The organism is Brachybacterium phenoliresistens (assembly GCF_039530785.1).
Taxonomy (GTDB): domain Bacteria; phylum Actinomycetota; class Actinomycetes; order Actinomycetales; family Dermabacteraceae; genus Brachybacterium; species Brachybacterium phenoliresistens.
In genome coordinates this window covers 515,740-535,610 of sequence record NZ_BAAAOW010000003.1, presented here as the reverse complement: position 1 = coordinate 535,610, position 19,871 = coordinate 515,740, and the positions used below count along the sequence as shown (strand labels likewise).

Sequence of the window (19,871 nt, the reverse complement as noted above, 5' to 3'; positions counted from 1 at the left end):
GCATGACCTCGCCCCGCACCACCGCACCCCGGCGCCTGGCCGTCGCGGCCGCCTGCCTCGCGATCGCGCTCACCGGCTGCGTGCAGTCCGGCCGCACGAGCCACCCGGACAACTTCTCCGGGGCCGTCGCCTGCCCGGTCGAGCCGGACCCGTCGATCACCACCAGCGCACGGATCGCCTGGCAGGCGATCCCCAACGGCGACCTCGTGGTCAAGGACCTCCAGCTGCTGGAGGCCTGCATGCCCAACGCCGACATCTCCTGGGTGAAGATGAACTCCGGCGGCGACGTCATCCAGGCCTTCGGCTCGAACTCGCTGGACATCGCCCAGGTCGGCTCGAGCCCCGCGGTGAAGGCGGCCTCCCCGCCGCTGGACAAGGACATCCGGGTGCTGTGGATCAGCGACGTGATCGGCCAGGCCGAATCCCTCGTCGTCAAGGATCCGGCGATCGAGGACCTCCAGGGGCTGCGCGGCAAGACCATCGCCGTGCCCTTCGGCTCCACCGCCCACTACTCCCTGCTCACCCTGCTCGAGCAGGAGGGCCTGGTCTCCGACGTGCGGGTCATCAACCTCGCGCCCGATGCGATCCTCGCCGCCTGGCAGCGCGACGAGATCGACGCCGCGTGGATCTGGGAGCCCACCCTCACCCAGCTGCTGGAGGGCGGGCACGTCATCACCTCGAGCGAGGAGTCCGCCACGGCGGGCGCCCCCACCTTCGACCTCGTCGCCGGGACCGACGACTTCATCGGCGCGAACCCCGAGTTCGTGCGGATGTGGACCGCGGCCCAGGCCGAGGGCAGCCGCCTGCTCACCGAGGAGCCCGACCGCGCCGCCGCCTCCATCGCCGTGCAGCTGGGCATCACGCCGGAGGAGGCGGGCGGGCTGCTGGACGGCTACCTCTACCCGAGCGCCGCGGAGCAGGCCGGGCCGGACTACTTCGGCACGGCCGATGCGCCCGGCGCCCTGGGCGGCGCCCTGATCGGGACGGCGGAGTTCCTCGAGGCGCAGGGGGAGATCGACGCGCAGGCCGAGCCCGCCGTCTACCAGCAGATGCCCTATCCCGACGCGATCGAGGAGGTCTCCCGATGAGCGCGACGCCTGGCGCCGCCGAGCCGCTGGTCTCCCTCGAGGGGATCTCCCAGCGCTACATCACCGACGGCGGCGAGGTCGTCCACGCGCTCGCCGAGACCGACCTGGACATCCCCCGCGGGCAGTTCGTCTGCGTGGTCGGCCCCTCGGGCTGCGGGAAGACGACGCTGCTCAAGGTCATCGCCGGCTTCCTCACGCCCACCGGCGGGTCCGCCCGCTGCGCCGGCGAGCCGATCACCGGCCCGGGCGCGGGGCGCGGCGTCGTCTTCCAGCAGCCGAACCTCTACCCGTGGTTCTCGGTGCGCGAGAACGTGGCGCTGGGCATGCGGATCCGCGGCATCTCCAAGAAGGAGCGCGCCGAGCGCGCGCAGGAGCACCTCGAGCTGGTGGGCCTCGGCGACTTCGGCGACAAGCGGCCCTACGAGCTCTCCGGCGGCATGCAGCAGCGGGCGCAGATCGCCCGGGTGTTGGCGAACGACTCCGAGGTCGTGCTCATGGACGAGCCCTTCGGCGCGCTCGACGCGATCACCCGCGCCCGGCTCCAGGCCGATCTTCTCGCCCTGCAACGGGCCCAGAACCGCACGGTCCTGTTCATCACGCACGACGTCGACGAGGCGGTGTTCCTGGGGGACCGGGTGCTGGTCATGAGCGCCCGGCCCGGACGCATCGTCCTGGACCAGGAGATCACCCTCTCGGCCCACGCCGGGAAGCAGCTGGGCGAGGAGATGCGCCGCATGCCCGAGTTCATCGAGCTGCGCGAGAGGATCGCCGGGGCGATCGAGCACTGACGCGGCTCACGCTTCGTAGACGACCTTCTCGCTCTTCCTGGTGGCCAGGACCGGCGCCTCGCGCTGACCCTCCGGCGCCATGGGCAGCGGGTCCTCGCTCAGCACGACCAGGTCGGCACGCATCCCCGCCCGCAGTTGCCTCTCCTGCTCCTCTCCGTACCGGTAGGCGGTTTCGGTCGTGACGCTGCGCTGCCTCCCAAGGGGGCATGCGCTGCTCGAGCCCGATGGGACGCCCCGTGCGGGAGATGCAGTTCGCCGCGGCCTCGATGCTGTGGACCATGTAGGGCGGGGTCACGGGCCATGCTAAGAAGGCCGAAGTCCCCGATGACGGCGAGGCTGACGAGGTCGTTCATGAGGAGGTGCCCGGGATCCTGGCAGGGGCACAGGCAGGGGGTGACGCTCCAGGGGGATTTCCCGTGTCACGTCTTGACGGCGCAAGGGTGTCGACGCTGCCCCAACGCGGAGGCGGCGTGAACTGACCGAGGCCTCCGCGCATCAGGTCAGAGTGCGACTCCATGCAATTGCCTTCCCCAGCGCGTCCTTGAGAAATTCCTGTCGCGGAGGGTTGTGGCCGGGCCGATCTTCTTGGATCTCGAACTTGATCCTATCGGCGTTGGGGCCATCCTCGACTGCGGCTCGAAATGGGAGGTAGTGCTGGTTGAAATGCGCATGATCATTGGCGTTCTGGACGAACAGAACATAGTTCTCCTGTTTCTGCTGGTAGCGAAGAAGTGGAGAGAGTCTGTCGCCTACGGAAGTGAAGTAGTCGACGTCGGGCCGCAGGGCTCCCAGGCCATCTGCTGGTGTGAGGTGGGGCATGATCGCACGGATATAAGATCGTTGGGCGCCGAGTCCAGTGCCAGCTACCAGATAGTTCGCTACGCTGGTTTGCGCACTGAAGGGGACGGCCATGCTTGCGGGCAAGAAGGTCGAGGCCTGGAGGGCGGCGAGGCCGCCACCTGAGGATCCGAAGAAGATCACGCGCGAAGCGCCAATGGCGGCGGCGGCTCGCCCTGCCCAATCCGCGATGACGGGGTGGAGGTCGAATTCAGGCCAGCCGGTGTACCAAGCGAGCTGTATCTCGGGGTCGAGATAGAGGGCTGGATCACTGAAGTAGAGACTGCTGTAGGGGGTGGCGCGCAAGGTTCGAAAGAACTCGAAACGGGGCAGTTCTTTGTGTCGCATAGTCGCGCCATGCAGGGCGACCAGGAGTACGTCGGAATGCTTGTTTAGCAATAGCGCCTCGAGTGCGACGTCACGAGGAATCTGCGCGGTGTATTTGCTCACGCCTTCGTCTGGACTGGGAGAGAAGTCCGTGAACTCGGGGACCTTGGTGAACGGTACGTCATGATGCGTCGTCACGTCGGGCAGAGGCGTCGTCGTCATGCGGGGGATCTTCCCATATGCGGGGTCAAATCCGAGGTGCTGCTCGGGTCCGACACCGACACTCAGCGATCGAGCCGGTCGAAGAGGCCGGAGCCATGGTCGGTAAACTTGGTCCAGTCCCCTTGCCCCGACGATCGGAGCCCCGTGCCCAGCCCACGCCTCCTGGGGCGCAATGCGCGCCTCCTCCTGCAGGCCGGCCTGCAGCACCTCAGCGACGATCCGGCTCTGCTCGTGGTGCAGGTGAGCAGACGCCTGGGGATGCCCGTGCGAATCCGCGCCGGCCGTGCCCTGCGTGATCTCTGCGCCCTGACGTCCCGCACCCAGGGGGTCGCGGCACTTGGAGCACTCATGGCCGGAGACGCAGTCGCTGCGGAGAACCTGGCGTCCGGCTCGGCACCCCGCAGTCGACTGGGCAGCGAGGTTGCGGTGCTCCTGGGGCGTGAGGATCTCGTCGACGAACGGACCTCCCCGAACACGCGGGCCCGGGCCGCCTGGGCCCGCGGCGACCTTTCAGGGGCCGTCGCGGTACTGGAGCGGGAAGGTCGCGGTGGGAGCTTGTATGCTCGGCGACTGCGCAGCGAGCTGCGCCTTCTCCAGCCTGGGTACCGTCTGCCAGTCACCCCGCATCCTGTGACCGAGACGATCGGGCCCGCTGCGGGGGAGCGGCTGCGCGTGCTGCATCTGATCACCAACTCCTTGCCGCACACCCAGTCCGGCTACTCTCTGCGCACCCATCGCATCTTCACCGCTCTGCGGGAGGCCGACGTCGACTCCCTGGCCCTGACCCGCACCGGCTATCCGGTGATGGTGGGCAGGGTAGGTGCGGACGAGGTGGACGAGGTGGACGGCATCCGCTATGCCCGAACACTGCCCGCCATCCTGCCCGGCACCTTGCAGGAACGACTGATCGCCGAGGTGGACAGGGCGCTCCAGATCGTCGATGAGTTCCGGCCACATGTCCTGCACGCCACGACGAACTACCTCAACGCCCTCGTCGCCCAGGCCGTCTCCGAAGCCACGGGGCTGCCGTGGGTGCTCGAGGTGCGCGGCTTCATGGAGCAGACCTGGATCGCCTCGCACGGCACCGACCGGGCGCGCGCCCAGGCGGCCGGATCCGAGAAGGTTGCGCTCGTCGCCGCCCGCGAAGGTGAGCTGGCCCGCTCCGCGGACGCCGTGGTCACACTCAGCGAGTCCATGGCCGACGAGTTGGTATCTCGCGGCGTGGATCGCGAGGCCATCACGCTCGTGCCCAACGGCGTGGATTCCGCCCTTCTCGAGCAGCGCCTCAGCCCGGCGGAGGCACGCTCCGTCATCGGCCTCGCTCTCCCGGCAGACGCGTTGCTCGTGGGTGCCGTGAGCGCCCTAGTGGACTACGAAGGCTTCGACGTGCTGCTCAGAGCCGCCGCCCGCATCATCCACGGCGACGATCCGCTCGGAGTGCGGCTGCACGTGCTCCTCGCCGGGGACGGCGTTGCCGCGCCCGGTCTGAAGGCTCTCGCCGCCGAGCTCGGCATCGAGGATCGACTCCGCATGCCCGGCCGGGTGCCGCGCGAGGACTCCGCCACGTGGGTCCAGGCACTCGATACCGTGATCGTGCCTCGCCTGGACCGGGAAGTCTCGCGCTCCGTTACCCCCCAGAAGCCGGTGGAGGCGCTCGCGCTGGGCCGGCCCGTGATCGTCAGCGACCTGCCGGCGCTGAAGGAGACGGTGACCTCACTTGACGGCACCGTTCACGCGTTCGTCACCCGGGCAGGTGATGATGAAGCCCTTGCCCGTGTGATCCGAGGAGCCTGCACCGGGGATGTCAGCCTCTGCGGGGAAGGCGCAGGGCGACGAGTCGCTGCGGAGCGGACATGGCCCACACTGACGGGAAGATACCGATGCGTGTACGAGACGACCATCGCTCAGAGGACGGGGGAGCTGCATGGCAAGTGAAGCCAGGACAGCGCAGCAGATAGTCGCTGCCCTCCACGCCCGCGGCCAGCTCACCACGGACCTCTCCCCTGTAGGCGTGCGCCCCCGCCTCGGCGAGTACACCGCGCAGCTGTGGGAGCGCCGTCACTTCATCTGGATGGACGCGCAGCATCGCGCGGCCACGTCCCACAGCAGGAACCGTCTGGGCAACGTGTGGCTCTTCCTGAAGCCGTTGCTCGAGGCACTCATGTACTGGCTGATCTTCGACCGGATCCTGGGCGTCACCCGCGGCATGGAGAACTTCCCCGCGTTCATCATCATCGGCGTCCTCATGTTCCGCTCCACCATGCGAAGCGTCGCGAGCGGACCGCAGACGCTGCGTAGCGGCCAAGCCATGATCCGCGCCTTCACTTTCCCCCGCGCTGCGTTGCCGATCTCGGCGGAGATCCGAGAGACCCTCCAGATGGTCATCGCCATCTTCGTGATGATGGTGATGATCATCGTAGTCCCGAAGCATGAATCGCCAGAATGGACCTGGCTCCTCGTACCTGTCGTGTTCGCGATGCAGTCCGTGCTCAACCTCGGCATCTGTTTCATCATGTCCAGAGTGGGTTTCGTCTTCCCGGATACCAGTCAGCTCATGGCCTTCGTCGCCCGGTTCCTCATGTACGGCTCCGGAGTGATCTTTCCCGTCGAGCGATTCATCGACCATCCGACGGCGATGTTCCTGATCCACCTCAATCCGCTCTACCACATGCTGATCATGTACCGCGAACTGCTCATGGACGGGGTGATCCCGTCTGCGGACCACTGGATCACAATGGGTGCATGGACCGCGGTGCTCCTCATCGGTGGATTCATCTTCTTCTGGCGAGGGGAGGCGACCTATGGCGGAGAACGCTGATACAGAAGGTCCTGACGATTCGGAGAGCGCTGAGCGCTGGCACGCCCCTGAACAATCCCCGGTCACCGTCGTCGCCCATGCGCTGCGCATGCGCTATAAGGTGACCCGCACCGACCACAAGCCCCGTAAAGGCTTGCTGGGCAAGGTGGCCCGGAAGCAGAAGGTCTCCGTCTCCGCGTTGCGCGGAGTGTCCCTCACGGTGCGCTCCGGCGAGTTCGTGGGAATCATCGGCCGCAACGGATCGGGAAAGTCCACCCTGCTCAGGGCCCTGGCAGGAGTCGAACCGCCGAGCTCGGGAACGGTGCTCACGTCGTCCAAGCCGTCCCTCCTGGGCGTCAACGCGGCGCTGATCCCGGACCTCACCGGCGCGCAGAACGTGAAGCTCGGAGCTCTCGCCATGGGGCTCAGCCCTTCGCAGGCCGACGAGATCTTCGATGAAGTCGTGGAGCTCTCCGCCCTTGGCGATGCCATCGACCTGCCTATGCGCACCTATTCCGCCGGGATGGGGGCGCGTCTCAAGTTCGCCATCTCGCTGGCTGCCACCCCTGAGATCCTCATGATCGACGAGGCGCTCTCCACCGGTGACGCGACCTTCGCTGAACGTTCGCAGCGTGCCATGGATTCCATGCTCGAGAAGGCAGGCACGGTGTTCCTCGTGAACCATGCCGCCCAGACCATCGAGAACATGTGTTCGCGCGCGGTGTGGATGGAGCGCGGGCAGGTGGTGCTCGATGGCGACGCCGTGGAAGTGGCCCGGAAGTACCGCTGGTTCGCGCACAATCTCGCCCAGGGCAACGAGGAGAAGGCGATCTCCTTGCTCAAAGAAGCCATCTTGGAAGGGGCGGCGGGACGGAAGGAAGCGCAGCTCGTTCTGGAGGAGCCTCAGGCTGCGCTCAAGAGGAGTCGTTCGCGGACGACACCGGAGATCGAGGCGGATCACTTCATGAAGATCTTCGCAGAGTCCTCGGCGCCGAAGGCGTTCCCGAACCCCATCCTGCCGAAGAAGGGTGAGTGATCGTGACGCACGAATCCGAAGGAGAGCCTCGAATGCTTAGGGTCATGACCATCTACGGCACGAGGCCGGAGTCGATCAAGGTCGCTCCTGTCATCCGGGCGATCGACGACGCTGAGGATATGGAGAACATCGTCGTCATCACCGGTCAGCATCGAGAGATGGTTGATCAGGTCAACGAGCTGTTCGGCATCGTGCCGGATCATGATCTGGACATCATGCGCGAAGGGCAGACTCTGAACCAGATCGCTGCGCGGGTGATCGCTGGAGTCGACGCGATCCTGGAGGCCGAGCAGCCTGATCTCGTGATCGTGCAGGGCGACACCACCACGGTGGCCGGAGCCGCGTTCGCCGCCTTCAACAGGCGAGTGCGTGTCGTCCATCTCGAAGCCGGCCTGCGCTCGGGCAACAACGACTCCCCCTTCCCGGAGGAGGCCAACAGGAGGATCGCAACGCAGGTTGCCACCCTGCATCTCGCTCCGACAGCGTCGAGCAAGGCGAACCTGATCGCTGAAGGAATCGCGGAGGACACGATCGTCGTGACGGGGAACTCGGTCATCGACACGCTCCTCCACGTCGCGAGCCTTGAGGGCATCGCCTTCGAAGATCGTCGGCTCCAGGCTCTTCGGGAGCGGAAGGAGTGTTCCGATTCGCGCGTCCTCCTCGTCACGACGCACCGACGGGAGAACCTCGGCGGAGCCATGACCAGCATCGGCCGGGCCATCGCCGACATCGCCGTCGCGTACCCAGAACTCACGATCGTGCTCCCTCTGCATCCCAACCCGGAGATCCGAGGGGCCATCGAGCCGCACATCTCCGGACTCCGGAACGTCTTCCTCCTGGACGCGCTCCCTTACGCGCAGTTCAACCTCCTGCTCGCCCTTGCGGACATCGTGTTGACCGACTCGGGCGGAGTGCAGGAAGAGGCCCCCAGCCTCGGGAAGCCCGTGCTCGTGATGCGGGACAACACAGAACGCCCCGAAGCTGTCGAGGCGGGAACAGTGAAGCTCGTGGGCACCGACCGTGCGACGATCGTCGCCGAAGTGTCGAGACTGCTGGACACCGCCTGCGCCTACGAGAGCATGGCGAATGCGGTGAACCCGTATGGTGACGGCTTCGCCTCCGAACGGACGGTCGCAGCCATCCGCTGGATGTTCCGAGCGGGCGCACGTCCGCGGGACTTCTCCCAGTGATCTAGCCCGAAATCGTCCCCCCAATTCCCCATAGGAGAGAGTGTCATGACCCAGAAGACAGTCACCATCGTCGGACAGGGCTACGTCGGCCTCCCGCTGGCGCAGGCCGCGGCCCGCGCCGGCTGGACCGTTCACGGCCTCGACGTCACCGAGTCCCTGGTCGCCCAGCTGAACGAGGGACGCTCCCACGTCGACGACCTTTCCGACACGGACATCCAGGAGATGCTGGAGCTCGGCTACCGCGCGACCACCGACCCCACGGTCATCGCGTCCTCAGCCGTCACCGTCATCTGCGTGCCGACTCCTCTCGGTGACGGGGGCAGCCCCGACCTCGGCGCCGTCAAGGGCGCCAGCCGCACGATCGCCGACCACCTCGTCGCCGGGTCCACGGTGATTCTCGAGTCCACCACCTACCCGGGCACGACGGATGACGTCGTCAAGCCGATCCTTGAACTCGGCTCCGGCCTCAAGGCTGGTGAGGACTTCAACCTCGTCTACTCGCCCGAGCGCGTCGACCCGGGGTCGAAGAAGTTCGGCATCAAGAACACCCCCAAGCTCATGGGCGGCATGAACGATGCCTCCACGCAGGCCGCGGTGGCCTTCTACGGCGACTTCGTGGACGAGCCGGTCCCCATGAACGGCCTTCGCGAGGCGGAGACGGCCAAGCTGCTCGAGAACACCTTCCGCCACGTGAACATCGCGCTGGTGAACGAGATGACGAAGTTCTGCCACGAGATGAACATCGACATCTGGGAGGTCATCCGCGGCGCGGCCACGAAGCCTTTCGGCTTCATGAAGTTCACGCCCGGGCCGGGCGTCGGCGGCCACTGCATCCCGATCGACCCGAACTATCTCTCCTACGAGGTGCGCAACCAGCTCGGGTACCCCTTCCGGTTCGTCGAGCTGGCCCAGGAGATCAACAACTCCATGCCTCGCTACGTGGTGGACCGCGTCGGCGGCCTCCTCAACGACCACCGCAAGCCCCTCAACGGCTCGGAGGTGCTGCTCCTCGGCGTGACCTACAAGGCCGATATCGCAGACCAGCGGGAGTCGCCGGCCGAGCCCGTTGCCGAGGCACTGCGCGAGCGTGGCGCGATCGTCCGGTTCCACGACCCGCTGGTCTCCACGTGGAACCTCGGGAGCGGCGCCGTCGAGCGTGAGGAGGACCTCGACGCGGCGGTCAAGGCGGCGGACACCGTCGTCCTGCTCCAGGCCCATGAGCTGTACGACCTCGAGAGCATCGCCCAGAACGCGAAGGTCATGCTCGACACTCGTGGGGCCGCCCCAGCTCCGGCTGTCCGCCTCTGATCTCCAGAACCAACAGGCTCCCTGCCCGGCGCCGATGGGCGCCGGGGCGGGGCCCAGGTCCCTCCCCACCGGAAGTTACCTCTCGTGAAGCATCTCCTCTCCTCCAAGCTCGGCCTCCTCGCCGCATGCGGCGTCCTCCTCGCGCTGATCGGCCTCATCTGCTTCGGCCTGGGAGCGATGCGCCCGGGCGCCGTGTTCCTGGCACTGTCCATCGCTGTCGTGATCGGGATGATCCTGATCAGCCACAGCTTCGCGGCCCGCTCTGCCGCCCGTGCACGCGAAGTGCAGCAGCGAGACACTCGCGCCCTGAACGCCAACATCTCCGCGAGTCAGAAAGCGACGCAGCAGCTGGCGGCCTCTCTTCACCAGGCAAGCACCGGCGACCACGTCCAGGCCGCTGCGAAGAAGGCGAACCGTCGGTCGGCGGAAGACGCCATCGAGAAGCTCCGGAAGACTGCGGCAGGCAACGCCACCGGTGGCGTCGGCGCGTACTTCGGGATCGGCGCCGAGTACGAATACGGCGAGCGGGCGTCGAAGGCGCCAGGGCACTTCGAGACATTCACCTACCGGTCGAAGAGCACGGATATGCGAGACGTGTTCGCACGTTCCGCGACGAACCTCCAGTTCGACTACCATGACACGATGCGGATCGTGCGTGCGCTGCGTGCCGGCAAGGCACCCGGCGCCGGTGCGGTGGTGAAGTCCTGGAATCACAAGGGCCTGCTCGCCACGGCGCGCATCGTCGCGAACCAGCGCATCCATCCCAGCGACCCCGGTGACGCAGTGTTCCTGTTCCGTCTCGTGCGGGATGTGTTCGGCATCGACAAGGTCGGCCGTAGCGATGCCTACGCCTTCTCCGAGGCGCTGGCGCTGGAGGGCTTCCACAACGAGGCCGCCAAGGTCTTCCGCGAGACCAAGTTGAAGCGTCGGGATCCCGTCCAGGCGAAGCTCATGGACCTCAATGCCGTCCAGGCCAAGGGTTTTGACGACGAGGCCGTGCGAGGCACCTGGATCGAACGCCTCAATGCTCTGTACGAGTGGGAGCATCTCGCCCCGGTGCGGTTCACGGAGACGATGGGACGCACTCCGCTCGACTCCCTGACCCACGACGTCGAGATTCGCACTATCGATGGTCCGCTGGTCACGATCATCGTCCCGACTTTCAACGGCGCCGATCTCATCGGCACCACGCTCGACAGCCTGGTCCGCCAGACCTGGAAGAACCTCGAGATCATCGTCGTCGACGATCACTCCACGCAGGAGAAGCGGGAGCAGCTCAAGGAAGTGTGTGCTCGCTACGAGGACGTCACACTCGTGCTGCAGCCCCGAAACCTCGGCGCCTACATGGCGCGCAACCGCGGCCTGGCGATGGCCACCGGGGAGTTCGTCACCGTGCATGACGATGACGACTGGTCGCACCCCGGAAAGGTTGAGCTCCAGGCCAGGGACCTGATCGAGCACCCGGACAGGGCGGCGAACATGACGCGCCACGCCCGCAGCTCAGAGGATCTCGTCCTCACGCGCATCAACAACAATCCGTCGTTCTCCCAGCCGAACTTCTCCTCTCTCATGGCACGGAAGGATCTGCTCGAGAGGCTCGGCGGATGGGACACCGTCAACCGCGGCGCGGACGCGGAGTTCCGCGACCGTCTGGTGAAGGTGAGCGGTCAGCCCGTCGAAGTCCTCGGAACGGTCCCGCACTCCTTCACACGCACGCACGGAGCCTCCCTCACCGCAGGGGAGATCGGCCGTGGATACATCGACCCTTCGCGCCTCTTCTACCAGGCCGCCTACTTCCGTGCCCTGAACGAGGCCGAGGTGGTGGACGGCACGGTCACGATGCCGGACTTCCCTCGTCCGCTGAACATGAAGCCCGGAATGCGGGGAAAGCACCTCGGCACCTTCGACGTCGTGTTCGCGACCGACTTCCGCTTCCCCGGCGGCACCACCTCCCTCACGGTGAACGAAATCGAGTTCGCGGCCAAGGACGGCCTCCGCGTCGGCATGATCCAGATCGACTCCCCGCTGAACTCCCCGAAGGACACGATCTCCGATCGTGCGCTCACCGTCGCCGGCCTCGACAACGTCGAGGTGCTTTCCCTGAACGACCCGGCGGACGTGCACCTCCTGGTGGTGCGGCACCCCACGGTGATGCAGTTCGTCGAGGGACTGACCACGAAACTCTCCGTCGGCCACACGGTGGTGATCGTCAACAACCCCCCGATCCTCGACGGCGGCACGGGAGTCGTGTTCGAGATCGAGACGGTCAAGACGAAGGCGGAGAAGCTCTTCGGCAGCACCGTGGACATCGTCCCCGAGAGCGAGGTCACCCGCAGCCTCGCGCTGAAGATAACCCATCCCAGCCTGCTCGCCGACTACGACTGGCCCGGGTTCATCGACGTGGAGCGGTTCCAGCCCTCAGTGAAGGAGCGATCTGACCGCCTGCCCGTGCTCGGCCGGCACTCCCGCGATGCTGTACTGAAGTGGCCCGACGAGGCGAAGACGGTGCGGGAGCTGTACAAGGGCGGTCGCGATATGCAGGTCCGTCTGCTCGGAGGGATCAGCTCCCAGCCGAAGGAGCTGCAGACTGAACTCCGTGCCGCATCGGATCTCGTCGAGTATGGCGCCGAGACTCCCGAGGACTTCCTCCGCTCGCTGGATTTCTGGGCCTACTTCCACTCCTCCCAGCTCACCGAGTCGTTCGGCATGTCCACAGTCGAGGCGATGGCTAGCGGTCTCGTGGTATTCCTCCCCGCGTACATGCGTCCGAACTTCGGTGATGGAGCGATCTACGCCGAGCCGGGGACGGTCCGCTCCCAGGTACAGGAGCTCTGGGCAGACCCGGAGCGGTACGAGGAGCAGGTTCGGCGTGCTCGGGCTGTGGTCATGGAGCGGTACTCCTCCGAGGCGTTCCATCGGCGGCTCGAGTCTCTGATCCAAAACGGCCGGGAGGCCGTCGCCGGCGGCGAGCGATGACCAGGTTCCGCATCCTCCTCTCGGCGAGCGCGTTCGCGCTCGTCGGGGGGATCCTCCTCCTCGGCCTCGACCTGCCCTGGGCACTGCGACTCCTCGGAGCGGTCGCCGTTGTCGGCGCCTGGGGGGCGCCGCTGCTCCTCCTCGCGCAGGCGCGGGCCCGAGCTGCCGCGCTGCGGAGCAACCGGGCGGCGACCACGAAGGATCTCGCCTCGACGCGCCGGATGATCGAGTCCCGGGTCGACGACACCAGGGCCAAGCAGTCCCGCCATGAATACCACCAGGAGCAGTCCCTGGCTCGGATCGAGGCGACCGTGCGCCGCCTCCTCGTGTCCGTCGATGGCTCCGATGTCGGGCTGGAGCGCCGCCACGACGTGCTGTTCGTGACGAGCAACGGGGCAGGTCTCGGCCACATCTCCCGACTGCTGGCGATCGCCTCTGAGCTGCCGGCGCACCGCACCTACCAGATGCTGACGCTCTCCAAGGCGTACCGACAGGTGGCAAGCTCGGGGACCACGATCCACTACTTCCCGTCGAGCGAGGCGTCGGGCGAGTCGCCTGCACGTTGGAACGCCGTGTTCGCCCGCTACTTCCGTTCTCTCATGGACGAGGTACGGCCCCGCGTCGTGGTGTTCGACGGGACCTGGGTGTACACCGGCCTTACGGACGTGTGCCGAGCGCTCGGCGTTCCTCTGATCTGGGTGCAGCGTGGCTGCTGGAAGACTGAGGTGGATGAGGCGTCGGTACAGCGGCACCACGCGATCACAGCCGCGGACGAGGTGATCGTTCCCGGCGATTACGCTGGTCGGGAGGACGTGGACAACGGCCCGGACATCGACACGCACTATGTCGGCCCCGTAGCGCTGACACGCCGGGCGGATCTTCTGGATCGTGATGCGGCTTGCCGAGATCTCGGGCTCGATCCGTCCCGGCGCTATGTTCTGCTGAACCTCGGTGGTGGTCTGCTCGGAGATCCGGACTCGATCGCGAGCGCCGCGCTGCGCCTCCTCGCCGAGCACGCGCCGGATCTGCAGCCAGTGCAGGTAATCTCGCCGCTCGCCGCTCAGCAGGGATCGGACGACGAGCGCGTGATCGCCGTGCAGGCGTACCCTGTGGCGCGGCACTTTCGGGCGTTCGATCTGGCCATCGCCGCAGCGGGGTACAACGTGGTGCAGGAGACCATATCGCTCGGGCTCCCTGCCATCCTGGTTCCTAATGAGGCGACCAAGACCGACGACCAGGTACGGCGAGCCGAGGCCGTTGCCGCATGCGGCCTCGCGCTGGTTGCGCGGGATGAAGGAATGCTGAAACGAACGATCCGCCATATGGCTGATGCTGGGGAGCGGCGCCTCCTGCAGGAGCGCCTGGGGCAGATACCGGAAGCGAACGGCAGTGTGGCTGCGGCAGAAGCGCTGGAAGACATGATCCGGCGAGCCAGCTGGCCGGATGCATCCGAGAGCATATCCGAATGAGCGGCATGAATTTCGAATGCTGAGGCCGACGAGGGGGGAACTTGTGACACTTGAGTGGGGTTTAAAAGAAACCTGTGTGGCGCCGCTCGAGGCGCCGTGGAATCCGGTTGCTTTCGTGTTGAACTCTAAGGGGTGGGTCTTGGGGGTTCCTGATGACCTGCCGAAGTCGATTCGCGCGTGTCGTCCTGAGGGTTCAATCAGTAATGCACGGTTCTCCACTTGTAATGTCATGTCGGAGCTGACGTCAGCAGGTGACGACTGGGCCATGGTTCCGGGAGGGTGGTGTCAGGCGGTCACCCGCCATTCGTGCTCTTCGGGAGGCCGGGAGCTGCGTGGTAAGAATGATCATTCTCAATTGAATTTCAGACATCGCTGGACTCATTTGCCGGAGCTCATCGGAGGTGGCTCATGTGGAAAGCGGATCACCTTCAGCTTGTCGTGCGGCAAAGGCGGCTCCATTCCTGCGCTCCAGGAAATCTTCCGTTTTGCGGCGGATAATGGTATCGCGATAGCGGGCGAAGATGGCGAGGCGGTGATCGTCGATGAGTGAACGAGTAGATCCGAGTCGGTCGCGGGATCGCTTCCGCCTCTCCCGCGAACAAGTCCTGGCGGATTACGGAGCCATCTCCAAGAAGCGCAGAGGAGCCGCCGAGGCGACGGCGCTGAGACTGCGGTCCCGGCAGTACCTCGACATCCTGGCGGCCGAGGCCACTCGAGGCGCAGCCGACTGGTCGGACCTCCGAGGCGCGCTCGCTGATGCGGAGATGCTGGCAGAGCTCCGGCCCGAGCCTTTGGTCCTCGCGGAGATGGGTCGCGTGCTCCTTCTGCAGGACATGCGTGAGACCGACAGAGATGATGCGGAGCTCGCGCTGACCTACGCGATCGACAAACTGCCCAAGAACCTCAAGTCCCGCAGGTTCCGGAAGCTGTATGTCGAGACCCTCATCGTGGAGGGGAGGTCCGGTGAGGCCGAGGCGCTTCTCGATGCCTGGCCCGACGTCGACCGCGATCATCATCAATACCTGAGAGCTGAGCTCGACAACCCGTTCTCACAGGGGAGTGGAGACCTCGAGAGATGGTTGGGGAAGTTCAACGAGCCGTTCCTCGAGCACGGCGTATCGCCGGTCCGTCTCGAGGACGGGGAAGCCGCCCCCTTCGATCGCCTCACCAGCACGGCGACGTCCCCATCGACCGGGGCGCTGCCCGAGGGGGGAACGGAGGACTCTCCCCTGGTGAGTGTCGTCATCACGACGTTCAATCCTGGTAGGGATGAGCTGCATGCGTCGGTCCGATCCATCCTGCGGCAGACCCTGTCGCAGATCGAGATCCTAATCGTCGATGACAAGTCAACTCCGGACATCCTCGAGAGCATCAAGGAGCTCGAGAGCCTCGATCCCCGCGTGCGCGTCATCGAAGCCTCGGTGAACGGCGGGACCTACTTGGCCAGGAACATCGGGTTCGGTGTCGCTCGCGGCAAGTACATCACCGGCCAGGACGATGACGACTGGTCGCACCCGGAACGCCTGGCGGAGCAGGTCTCCTTCATGGAGAGCCACCCCGAGGCAGCAGGATGCCGTGTCTCATCGATCACCGCCCTGGATGATCTCTGCCGCGTGAGGATCGGGTACAAGCCGATCGCTCCGAACGCATCGTCGCTCATGCTCCGGCGGGAGGACTTCCAACGTGCCGGCGGGTTCCTCCGTGCTCGGAAGGCGGCAGACACCGAGCTGCACCGTCGGATCGAGCGGATCACGGGTCGGCCCGTGGTGGATATCGCCAAGCCGTTGTCGGTCGTGCGAATCGACCCGCTGTCCCTGTCGAGAAGCGATTTCCGGGCGGGCTGGAGTCATCCCGCGCGCCGAGAGTTCAGGTTCTCCTATTCGTACTGGCACGAGACTGCTCCGTTGGAGGAGTTCAGTCTGGGGCACGGGAAGGAGCCGGCGATCAGCGTCCCGCGGCGCTTCCGCGTCGACAGAGCGGAGTTCCCACGCCGGCTCGACGTCGTATTCGCCGGGGACTGGCGGCAGTACGGCGGGCCGCAGAAGTCCATGCTCGAGGAGATTGCAGCGCTCACGGCCGCGGGGTACCGCATCGGCGTCATGCAGATGGAGGCTCCCCGATTCATGACCAAGGTGATGAAGCCTCTTACCCCACATATCCAGCAGCTCATCAACAGCGGGACGGTCACGGAGGTCATGTACGACGACCCCGTTGACGTTGATCTCCTCGTCCTGCGGTATCCGCCGATCCTCCAGTTCGCGATCGACGAGCCGAGCGCGCTCGCCGTCTCCCGCATGATCATCCTGGCCAACCAGGCGCCTTCGGAACTCGACGGTTCTGACATCCGCTACCGCGTCGAGGATTGCACGGATAACGCGAGGTCGATGTTCTGCGATGACGTCGTCTGGGTCCCGCAGGGGCCTCAGGTACGGGAGGCGATCGCCCCCTACCTCGACAGCGATCTCCTCGCCGCGTTCGACATGCCGGGGATCCTCCTCCCATCGGACTGGTTCACTCCGCGGCCGCGCCGCCGCAGCGGCCTGCCGGTCGTGGGGCGGCACTCTCGTGACAACGTCATGAAGTGGCCTGAGGACCCCGCTGTCCTAGAGAAGGTCTACCCGACCGACGGCGCCTTCGACATCCGTGTCATGGGCGGGGCGAACGTCCCCGTTGCGACGCTAGGAAGGAACGTGGCGCCGGCCGCGTGGACCGTGTACGGGACTGACGATTTGCCGGTGAAGGAGTTCCTGAAGACCCTCGACTATTACGTCTTCTACCAGAACTCGATCGCGATCGAGGCTTTCGGTCGTTCAATCCTCGAGGCCATCGCCTCCGGTGCGCTCACGATCCTCCCGTATCACTACGAGCCGGTCTTCGGATCGGCAGCTGTCTACGCGGAACCGGCGCAGGTGCGTGCGCTCGTACGGAAGTTCCATAACGACCGGGACCTCTTCGACGCTCAGATCACCGTTGCGCAGAAGGCAGTGGCAGAGAACTTCAGCCATCAGGCGTATGCCGCCATGATCGGCACGATCCTCGAAGAGGTCCGGACATGAGCAAGTACGAGAAGATCCTCGGCATCGTCGTCGCGCTTCTGGCGGCGACTGGCCTCATCGGCGCGTTCACGGACTTGCGTGTCCTGTACGTTCCTGCCGTCGTCGGAATGCTGGCCGCAGCGACCTTCTATCTGATGCAGATCCTGCGTCAGGTGCGAAGGCAGAAGCGGACGCTGGAGCTCCTCGCAGAGTCCTCCCGAATGACGCGACGGGACGTGGCATCGTCCACCGATCATCTCGAGAACGCGCTCGCGGACCAGGGGCGTCAGGTGAGAGCCGAAGTCGTCGGCCACTCGCAGAAGATCCGTGGATTCTCGCAGGAGAAGTTCCTGCAGATCGGCAGACGGGATCAGATCCTCCAGCATGAGGTCGCCGAGTTGCGGAATCGGCTCGATCGGCTGCGGTCGGATGTCCTCGCGTCCGGGCGAGAGACGCTGGACGCTGTGCACGATTCTGAGAAGGCGTATCGTCACGTCGCCGACGCCACGAGCAGGCAGGTACGTACGCAGGTCGTCGAGGAACGACGTGTCGTGGTCTCGGCGGTGGAGAAGGCGCAGAAGCAGGCGGATCTCGCGACGGCGGGCCTGGTCACGGATCTGGAGCGTGCGCAGCAGATCCTGGCGCGGAAGATCCTGGCCCACCAGGATGCGCTCCGCGACGCCGTCGATGCTGTGGCGGAGGGACGGAGCGCCCACATGCAGGAAGCACTGCGTCTGAGCGAGGAACTCGCGGCTGACGGCGCTCGTCTTTCCGCGATGGTGAGCGAGCAGGCCGATGTCCTCGCAGATCAGCGTACCGAGACCTTGAAGAGTCTCGATGAAGTGCTGGGGCGGACGACTCGCGCCGAGCAGAAGATTCTTCAGCAGATCGACGGTGTGCAGTCGCTGCTGCAGGCGAAAGTGTCGCTGAACTCGTTGGCATCGGCGGCACAGCCGGATGAGGAGCAGAACACCGCTATCCAGGACGTCATCGAACGCCCGTCCGCCAGTGTTGATGAAGTCCTCGCTGGCCAGCCGGGTATGCCGGATGTCCGTGCGCTCGTGAGCTCCATCGACGGGCTGCGCGCTCATCTCGATGAGAAGGAGCGTCGACTGCTCGACCAGCAGGGACGTGAGACGCGCAAGCTGAACACTGCGATGCGCGCGGAGACGCAGGACGTGGAGGCGCTCCTGCAGCTCTACAGATCCATCGAACCGCGATGGATCATGCCGTCCCTTGGGCGGTGGGCGCTCAATGCCAGATCGATGCTGCATCTGAGCACTCTCGTCCGAGATCGCCGGCCGAATCGGATCCTGGAGGTCGGTGGAGGCTCCTCGACGATCTGGCTCGGCTACCTGTGCGAGGAGATCGGGGCGACAATGATCTCCGTCGACCACGACGGGAAATTCTTGGAGCGCACAAGATACTTGGTGGAGCGTCACGGCTTGGGGCATGTCGTCGAGACGCGTCTCGGGCCTATCGAGGATAGAGAGATCGATGGGGCTGCCTTCTCGTGGTACGCGGAAGAGGCCTTCCGCGACGTGGATGGTGTGGAGTTCTTCTTCGTCGACGGGCCGCCGTCGAGCACGGGGAAGATGGCGCGCTTCCCGGCTCTCCCTGCGATGCTCTCTCGGCTCTCCGACGATGCGGTCGTCGTCCTCGACGACGCTGAGAGAAAGGATGAGGTCGAGGCGGTGACTCGATGGCTGGAGAGAGACGCTGGGTTGCGGGTCATTCAAGAGGGCTTGAGCCGTCTCGCTGTCCTGGAGCGGGTGCCAGGACACTGATCTTTCGATCGCAGGAGCGGATTCGAGATCGCGTGGCGATCGTCTCGAGCGTTATCTGCTGATTCTCGCAGGAAATCATGTTTGGGGTATGAGTATGGTATCGTCCGCGGCATGAGCGAAGTTTCTGTCAACCCGAGGACCGGACTCCGGGAGGAATGGGACCCCTTCTTCCAGGTTCCCCGGGTCCAACAGCGGAGCCTCGGCGCCCTGCGCTTCGAGGGACAGTTGACGGCGGTGCATGCGGTACCGCTCGGTCGCGGCCTGACGCTCGACTGGTACGCGCGGCTCGGGCGCGGCGACGAGCTCTTCGTGACCTTCCAGGGCGCGGCGTCGCGGGAGAAGAACATCTACCCGATGTTCACCCGAGTGAGTTCGATGCGAGGCAAGGCGAAGGCGTTCATGTCCTTCGCGGACCCGACGCTGCTGGTTGATCATTCCCGGGAGATGCTGCTGTCCTGGCACCTGGGAGGCCCGGGCTGGGACCCGATACCGGCCGTCCTGAGAGTGATCCGGCGCGCCCAGCGCAAGACCGGGGCGAGGCACATCGCATTCCTCGGGGGGTCCGGGGGCGGATATGCGGCGCTCCGCGCGTCGGCAGCGGTCCCCGGATCGATGGCATTCGTGCAGGAGCCTCAGACGACTATCGCCAAGTACCTTCCTCCTGTCGTGGCGCGCTATTTTGACACAGTGTGGGGCGATTGGGACGCCCAGAAGCTGATGGAGGCGTTCCCGGAACGCTTCGACATGGTCCGGCACTATGCAGCTGCGCGGCCGGAGAACTTCGTCTACTACGTGCAGAGCCGTGCGGATTCCCCGCACGTGGAGAACCATTACGCGCCGTTCCGCGAACTCCATGGAGTGACGACGGACAGCGGGGTGTCACGCGGCGGGAACCGCCACTTCGTCCTTTACGACGGAGAGGTCCCCGGCCACGGGAAGATCACTGCCGGCGAGTTTGACCGCTTCTTCCAGCAGGCAGTAGCGGCTTGGCGTGCCTCCCGGGGGAAGTGA

Annotated in this window: 14 protein-coding genes and 1 pseudogene; 13 read left to right on the top strand and 2 right to left on the bottom strand. The window is 65.7% G+C overall.

The window, feature by feature from the left end:
- Positions 1-2 precede the first annotated feature (2 nt).
- Positions 3-1,088, top strand: a complete 1,086-nt coding sequence (locus ABD234_RS09975; protein WP_038371975.1) for a taurine ABC transporter substrate-binding protein — start codon at positions 3-5, stop codon at positions 1,086-1,088.
- On the top strand, positions 1,085-1,876 hold the full coding sequence (locus tag ABD234_RS09970) for an ABC transporter ATP-binding protein (protein WP_344355718.1): 792 nt from the start codon (positions 1,085-1,087) through the stop codon (positions 1,874-1,876). Before ABD234_RS09975 ends, ABD234_RS09970 begins: the two co-directional genes overlap by 4 nt.
- 6 nt (positions 1,877-1,882) lie before the next feature.
- Here ABD234_RS09970 and ABD234_RS09965 read toward each other — a convergent pair.
- Together ABD234_RS09965 and ABD234_RS09960 are read right to left on the bottom strand one after the other, a co-directional pair.
- Positions 1,883-2,050: pseudogene (locus ABD234_RS09965) on the bottom strand (amidohydrolase family protein); the annotation flags it as partial.
- 321 nt (positions 2,051-2,371) lie between these two features.
- Positions 2,372-3,262 (bottom strand): hypothetical protein, encoded by an 891-nt coding sequence (locus tag ABD234_RS09960; RefSeq protein ID WP_344355715.1) that lies wholly within the window; start codon positions 3,260-3,262, stop codon positions 2,372-2,374.
- 630 nt (positions 3,263-3,892) lie between these two features.
- Here ABD234_RS09960 and ABD234_RS09955 point away from each other — a divergent pair.
- The 11 genes from ABD234_RS09955 to ABD234_RS09905 all read left to right on the top strand — a co-directional run bounded on the left by ABD234_RS09955 (position 3,893) and on the right by ABD234_RS09905 (position 19,871).
- Entirely contained in the window at positions 3,893-5,197 is a 1,305-nt protein-coding gene (locus ABD234_RS09955) for a glycosyltransferase (RefSeq protein WP_344355713.1), read from the top strand.
- Complete coding sequence (locus tag ABD234_RS09950; protein ID WP_344355711.1) at positions 5,187-6,080, top strand: ABC transporter permease; 894 nt, start codon at positions 5,187-5,189, stop codon at positions 6,078-6,080. Before ABD234_RS09955 ends, ABD234_RS09950 begins: the two co-directional genes overlap by 11 nt.
- Positions 6,064-7,095 carry an ABC transporter ATP-binding protein gene (locus ABD234_RS09945; RefSeq protein WP_344355709.1) on the top strand — a complete coding sequence of 344 codons (1,032 nt, stop codon included), beginning with the start codon at positions 6,064-6,066 and terminating at the stop codon, positions 7,093-7,095. The genes ABD234_RS09950 and ABD234_RS09945 overlap by 17 nt, the downstream gene beginning before the upstream one ends.
- 44 nt (positions 7,096-7,139) lie before the next feature.
- A complete protein-coding gene (wecB, locus tag ABD234_RS09940) occupies positions 7,140-8,285 on the top strand; it encodes a non-hydrolyzing UDP-N-acetylglucosamine 2-epimerase (protein ID WP_344355707.1) in 1,146 nt (381 codons plus the stop codon).
- 45 nt (positions 8,286-8,330) lie between these two features.
- Positions 8,331-9,593 (top strand): nucleotide sugar dehydrogenase, encoded by a 1,263-nt coding sequence (locus ABD234_RS09935; RefSeq protein ID WP_344355705.1) that lies wholly within the window; start codon positions 8,331-8,333, stop codon positions 9,591-9,593.
- 84 nt (positions 9,594-9,677) lie between these two features.
- Positions 9,678-12,569, top strand: coding sequence for a glycosyltransferase (locus ABD234_RS09930; RefSeq protein ID WP_344355703.1), 2,892 nt, complete (start codon positions 9,678-9,680; stop codon positions 12,567-12,569).
- Positions 12,566-14,038, top strand: a complete 1,473-nt coding sequence (locus ABD234_RS09925) for a glycosyltransferase (RefSeq protein ID WP_344355701.1) — start codon at positions 12,566-12,568, stop codon at positions 14,036-14,038. Before ABD234_RS09930 ends, ABD234_RS09925 begins: the two co-directional genes overlap by 4 nt.
- 76 nt (positions 14,039-14,114) lie before the next feature.
- Positions 14,115-14,588, top strand: coding sequence for a hypothetical protein (locus ABD234_RS09920; protein ID WP_344355699.1), 474 nt, complete (start codon positions 14,115-14,117; stop codon positions 14,586-14,588).
- Positions 14,581-17,094: a glycosyltransferase gene (locus tag ABD234_RS09915; protein WP_344355697.1), complete on the top strand. Its 2,514-nt coding sequence runs from the start codon at positions 14,581-14,583 to the stop codon at positions 17,092-17,094. The genes ABD234_RS09920 and ABD234_RS09915 overlap by 8 nt, the downstream gene beginning before the upstream one ends.
- Complete coding sequence (locus ABD234_RS09910; protein ID WP_344355694.1) at positions 17,091-18,860, top strand: class I SAM-dependent methyltransferase; 1,770 nt, start codon at positions 17,091-17,093, stop codon at positions 18,858-18,860. The genes ABD234_RS09915 and ABD234_RS09910 overlap by 4 nt, the downstream gene beginning before the upstream one ends.
- Positions 18,861-18,971: 111 nt before the next feature.
- Positions 18,972-19,871 (top strand): hypothetical protein, encoded by a 900-nt coding sequence (locus ABD234_RS09905; protein WP_344355691.1) that lies wholly within the window; start codon positions 18,972-18,974, stop codon positions 19,869-19,871.